Origin of the sequence: Acinetobacter sp. YH16052 (assembly GCF_013417155.1) — a bacterium.
In the GTDB taxonomy this organism is placed as follows: domain Bacteria; phylum Pseudomonadota; class Gammaproteobacteria; order Pseudomonadales; family Moraxellaceae; genus Acinetobacter.
On sequence record NZ_VPEO01000052.1, the window covers coordinates 1 to 5,481 of the forward strand.

The window sequence follows — 5,481 nt, forward strand, 5'->3', positions numbered from 1 at the left end:
CATGCCGAATATATTGATAGGGATGAAGAAAAGAAGCTGAAACAGGAACAGGCAGAAACTGATCTTGAACATAGTGCTTATGGAAACATGCCGAAATGGGCTGAACATAATCCGATTACCTTTTGGCAGGCAGCCGACCTTTACGAGCGTAAAAATGGCAGTACCTATCGAGAATATGAAATTGCCCTGCCTAGAGAGATGAATGCCGAGCAACGCCTAGAACTGGTTGAGGACTTCATTCAGTCTGAGATCGGCTCAAAATATCCGTATCAATTTGCGATTCATAACCCTAAAGCAATGGACGGCAAGGATCAGCCTCACGTTCACCTCATGTTTAATGAACGTCTGCAAGATGGAATCGAACGAGATCCAGAGCAATATTTCAAACGCTATAACGCCAAGAATCCTGAACGTGGCGGAGCTAAAAAAGACAATACGGGCAAGGGTTACCAGGAACGAAAAACTGATATTAAAGACCTACGCCAAAGATGGGCTGATTTATGCAACAGCCATTTAGAAAAACACCAAATTGACAGTCGTATTGATATGCGAAGCTACAAAGAGCAAGGCATAGAGAAAGAACCCGAAAAGAAACTATTACCAAGCCAAGCTAAAGACCCTGAAATCAGGGAAGCCTTGCAACAGTCACGTATAGCCTATAAAGAGCTTGAGCAACTAGATTTAGGCGACCCTAAAAAAGACCTGAAAGACCTCAAAAACAGCCCAATTTCAGATAAAGAAATTAAACAGGGTATTGAGAGCTTTAAGGCTGATTTTGACAGCTTTAAACAGCTTGCTTTGGAACAGTACAAACAGCAGCAGAAATTAGAAAGAGAGCAACAGAAAACAATGAAGTTTAGAGGGATGAGCCGATGACACCTGATGAAAAAAAGCTATATGCACTGATGGCAGTTGCAGAACAACAGCAGAACCTAGTCAATCAGGCCGTTAAAGAGCTTCAAATCACGAAAGAACACATTCAAAGCACTATTGCTGGGCAAACCCACCACACTATATCAAAAGCGGTAAATGAGGGCTTACAGGACGGTACAGCAGAACTTATTAAGACCGCTAAAGCGCTTGGACGCTTGAAAAACTCGATTGAATCAGCCAATGATCAATTTTCATGGAAGTTAATCACCACTTTCTTAGGTGTTTTTTCAGTTCTCATACTGACTATGACGTGGCTATTTGCATCTTATATTAAGCCTTTAGAGAATATTCCAAAGATCGAGAGTTTAAGGCAGCAAGGTATTCAGTTTGATATTCAAAGTTGTGCCGTTGGAGAAGAGTCCAAGCCCTGCGTCCGAGTGATGAAAGAGCAGTGTGGCTATGGGAAGCATGGGGATTTATGCGTTATTGACCCCAAATAGCTGAATCTGAAAATGAAGGCTCTAAGCACTCATTTATAATTTTTATTATGTTTAAAATTAGTGGAAGTTAAGGAAATTATTATGTTAAAGCAATCAAGTTTAGAAAGAACAGAGTTTAAGGAAGAAGAACTTGCGCCCATTAAAAAGCTTGATTTGAATGATTTGAAAGTTCCTATGCCTAAAAACCTTGATCAGTTACTGATTTGGACATCCGAACTGGCTCAATATAATTATGCTCAATTCCTTAACCAATCCGAACAGCTAAAACTTGTTGATGAAGACAACCTGGAAGAACAGGCGGAAATCAGTCAGAAGCTTAGGTTCTATAGAGGTAATGCGCTTATAGAAAACCAAATCAAAGATTTCTATTTGAAAAAGTTACTTGATCAAGGAGAGGCAACAGTCAAAGGTTATATTAAAAGTCCGACTAAGAAAAATACCCGATATGCTGTAATTTCTTATCATGACTATGATTTTGTAAGCTTTGCTACTCCAGAGATTCTTAATAAATTTCCAGCCGATCTCATCAATTTCGTGCAAAAGGAAACACCTAAGACATTAGCGGACATATATCCTGAAGAAGCCGTGTTCTTATCAGCTATCAAAAAATTTATAAAACCTTTTAAGGAACAGTATAAAAAATTGGCTGATAAGAACAGGGAAATTAAGGAGCACAATACAGTTGCTCATAAAATTTATATAAAAATTAAAAATAAGGAAGCAACTCTGCAAAAGCCAACAGAGTCAAAGCCTAAAGAATCTAATCCAAAGACTACTGAAAATAGTGCTGTCCCAGTAGAGATGAAGCAGGGAACCATTCAGAAAAATATGGCTCCACAAGAAAAGCCACTTACTGTGATTAAGAAGCGAAAATTTGCTTTAAACAAGAATAAGTAACTTGTAATGTAAAATTCTAAACAAAAACCCCTCTAAGTCTTGCAACTTAGAGGGGTTTTCAAGTAAATTCAGCGGTACGCAGTTATTTGATGGAACTAACATCAAGTAACGAAGATCATAAGGTTTGGCGACCGTTATGATTTCACCAAAAGGCTTGTACCTGAACTCTATTTTCACAATAAACAGTGTTTATATCAAGCCTCAAAATGATAAGTCTTCGTTAATTCGTGTTTTAAACCATCAAATAAGCATCCTAGATCGAGCTTTGCCCGCTTCTGCGTGTCCGTTTTACGGTCGGCATGCAGTACGTGTGGTAGGAATAAGTGTCACTGGCGTATTGTAGCTATAGTCGAAAGGCTAAACCGCTTACAGGGGAACTTCACATAGGCGGAGCGTTAGGAGTAGTTACATAGGACTTGTTAAGTTGTACGTTGGGGAAACCCTCGCAGAGATACAGGCAATGTAACGACAGGGAGCGCGTGGAGCGAGGTGCAAGACTTTGAGTCCTTGTCTGCATAGTCAGCAAAGCTATGTGCGGATACGACCGATATACGTGGCTCCGAAGCCAAATATATACAGGTAAATCGGCAATACTTAGGGGATATGTCATTTTTTCAAATGGCTGCCCTTAGGGTGAGTATTGCCGAAACTCTCTCAACCGTTTCCAAAGCCAAAGCACGAAGTGCGACGCTTTGGAGGCGAGTTGAGAAGTTGAGAGCACTTGCTTTTAGCTTTTATTGTGTTTAGTAGTCGAGGTAGTTGTTTTTACTTTTCTGCTTAGGCTATTCAGTTGAATGTTAAGAGAAGTCGTAACGCTAAGCCTATTAACACGATACCCATAAAAATTTCGGGTGGTGTTTCAAAAAGTATGCTGACATTAAATGAAGCCATTATTGATGTAAAAAAAGGTTAAGTCGAAAGCTTTAAAATGGTTTTCAATCTTTTTTGAAAAATTACAACTCCTTCTAAAACCGCGCCTAATTCGATGCCTTATTTTGCAATTATTACCTTCAATACCTACAGTAAAAAATTTACCAATACTTTGCTTGCAGTTTTTAAAAGCAGTTATGAAACTGTCCCAATGATCACTTGCAATTCGGGTGTAGTGAATACCTAATTGTTTAAGCTTTGCCTTCAATCGTTGAACTGTAGCTAAGTCTCTTTTACCCCAAAAATAAGCAACAATCTCACCTGTTTCTCGATGGTAGGCGTAAATAAGCCATTGTTTATTATTTTTATTTCCCACAAAAGTCCAAAACTCATCAACTTCAAGAGACTCATAATGACTTTGTTTAGGCTGAATTTGGTAGGTCGATTCGGTTAAAGTACGTAAAACTTTACCGATACTGATTCGCTCAACTTCAGCGATATCTCGTATACCACTACCTCTGACCATCAACTGTAATATTTTTCGAGTAATGCCTGAATGACATCCTAGATAGCTCAGAGCATGGTCACCAATAAACTGACGTTTACAGTCTTTGCACTGATAGTTTTGTTTCCCATCTACTTTGATGCCATTTTTCTTTATACTGTCACTGAGGCAGGTTGGACATTTGATTTCTAGAGTTATTCGCATTTCTCTATTTTATCAAAATTCAACCTGCTTTGTTTCAGCATACTTTTTGAAACACCACCTCATACTGCATATAATGGCTCGATTTGGGTGTTGGAAGATGGAAAAAATGCTGGTTTATTAAGGCTATTGCCTAAGTAGAGCTGATTGAATCTTAGGGATTGGAAATTTTTAAAATGAATCATAATGGAGCCGATTTGGATCAAATAAAGTTAAAACAAATTAAAACTGACTTAAGTGTTGATGGAATTGTTAAGCTATCTCAGTTTATTGATAAAAAAGAAGTAAATTTAATCAAAGAGAGTTTGGTTGAAGAACTGAAACGTTTAAAAATTTATGAAAATAATAAAATAATCTCTAAAGAATTGAAAAAATTGAGTCATTTTCAACAGATTGTCATGTTGTCCAGAACAGTTAAACAGCCAAAAACTTTAGAAAAATATTCAGATATTTTGGGTGAAGTTGTATTCAAAATTTTTGCTAAAAAGTTTTACTCTGATCAGAAACAGCAACTTCTACTGACATTACCTCAACAGGAAAAATGGACACTGAATGATTTAAAATGGCATGTCGATTCACATTCAACAGCTTTTGAGTCACTGCAATTTTTTTTAATCATTGATGATATTCAACCTCATGGTGGTGGAACTCTAGTTTTGAAAGGTTCACATCATTTAACTGAACGATCTTCTTCAAGTCAGCTGAATCATTTATTGAGTACGAAAATATTAAATCAGCCTTTTGATTTTCAGAATAAAAAATTAGAGATCATTGAATTAACTGGCGTACAAGGGGATGTGTATTTAATGGATATGAGGGTTATTCATTCTCCAGCGATAAATGCTGCAAAAAAGATAAGAATGATGGCAACGTATAGATATTTTCAGAATTTGTAAGATAAATAAAGAAAACCCATCATCCTGACAGGATCTTCTTCATAAGAGATATTCCTAATCCATGCTGACATTCACATAGAAAAGAAACTATTGATAACACCTAATGTTTTTAATGTAGTAATGCCCGAGATTAAAAAACATATGGAAATTAAAGACTAGACTCTTTCATTTGATCATGTTCCTTGATATGCATTTAAGCGAAATGCAAAGTTTTGTCCAAATAACTGAGCGGTTTTAATATCGCCAATATCAAAAGCATCTGCCGCACTGGCATGTTCGGCTTGTGCCATAAGACCAGACCATGAGCCGAGACGATTGGCTGCTTGCGTATACGGAACACCTTGATGTTGCTCAGGTAAAATAGGGTTGCCGACCCATACCATACCGTGTTGCATCGAAAAGGTGAAAAGCGAAATCAGGGTCGATTGCTTATCCCCAGCAGGTAATGAGGAAACAGTAAATCCTGCGGCTAATTTTCCTTTAAAAGCCTGCTTCTTCCATAATGGACCTGTGGCATCCATGAGTTGTTTAAAAGTGCCAGAGACACCACCTAAAAAAGATTTCAAAACGCCCCAACTTTTGGGGCTTATTTTTATCTTTTTCAGAGGCCGTTTTTTTGTTTCTCGGAGAGAAACGCGGAAGCGTGCATTCCCTCCTGCTGTCGGAAAATGATAAATCCCCCAAACCGCTAAAAGTTGCCGATCGGCAACTTTTAAAATATCAAATTTTCACACATGGC

At 37.8% G+C, this 5,481-nt stretch carries 5 protein-coding genes and 1 pseudogene; 4 read left to right on the forward strand and 2 right to left on the reverse strand.

Annotation, left to right across the window (positions count from 1 at the left end; translation table 11 throughout):
- From FTV42_RS15270 to FTV42_RS15280, 3 genes are all read left to right on the forward strand, one after another.
- The coding region (locus FTV42_RS15270) for a MobA/MobL family protein (RefSeq protein WP_180039159.1) at nt 1-876 on the forward strand (876 nt) is incomplete at its 5' end.
- The gene (locus FTV42_RS15275) at nt 873-1,373 is read left to right on the forward strand and encodes a hypothetical protein (RefSeq protein WP_004282297.1); all 501 of its coding nucleotides are present in this window, start codon (nt 873-875) and stop codon (nt 1,371-1,373) included. The genes FTV42_RS15270 and FTV42_RS15275, both read left to right, overlap by 4 nt.
- 81 nt (nt 1,374-1,454) lie before the next feature.
- Nucleotides 1,455-2,270 (forward strand): hypothetical protein, encoded by an 816-nt coding sequence (locus FTV42_RS15280; protein WP_005268593.1) that lies wholly within the window; start codon nt 1,455-1,457, stop codon nt 2,268-2,270.
- Between the two features lie 877 nt (nt 2,271-3,147).
- On the opposite strand, the gene FTV42_RS15285 is transcribed toward FTV42_RS15280, so the two are convergent.
- Nucleotides 3,148-3,849 carry an IS1-like element ISPa14 family transposase gene (locus FTV42_RS15285; RefSeq protein ID WP_166135753.1) on the reverse strand — a complete coding sequence of 234 codons (702 nt, stop codon included), beginning with the start codon at nt 3,847-3,849 and terminating at the stop codon, nt 3,148-3,150.
- 173 nt (nt 3,850-4,022) lie between these two features.
- Between FTV42_RS15285 and FTV42_RS15290 the strand changes: the two genes are divergently transcribed.
- Nucleotides 4,023-4,742, forward strand: a complete 720-nt coding sequence (locus FTV42_RS15290) for a phytanoyl-CoA dioxygenase family protein (protein WP_087554354.1) — start codon at nt 4,023-4,025, stop codon at nt 4,740-4,742.
- Between the two features lie 173 nt (nt 4,743-4,915).
- On the opposite strand, the pseudogene FTV42_RS15295 reads toward FTV42_RS15290, so the two are convergent.
- A pseudogene (locus tag FTV42_RS15295) lies at nt 4,916-5,296 on the reverse strand (flavodoxin family protein); the annotation flags it as partial.
- Nucleotides 5,297-5,481 lie beyond the last annotated feature (185 nt).

Bases quoted from the DNA above. Each gene is read 5' to 3' on its own strand.
- FTV42_RS15285 (WP_166135753.1), bottom strand. From the start codon at position 3,849: ATGCGAATAACTCTAGAAATCAAATGTCCAACCTGCCTCAGTGACAGT.
- FTV42_RS15290 (WP_087554354.1), top strand. From the start codon at position 4,023: ATGAATCATAATGGAGCCGATTTGGATCAAATAAAGTTAAAACAAATT.
- FTV42_RS15280 (WP_005268593.1), top strand. From the start codon at position 1,455: ATGTTAAAGCAATCAAGTTTAGAAAGAACAGAGTTTAAGGAAGAAGAA.
- FTV42_RS15275 (WP_004282297.1), top strand. From the start codon at position 873: ATGACACCTGATGAAAAAAAGCTATATGCACTGATGGCAGTTGCAGAA.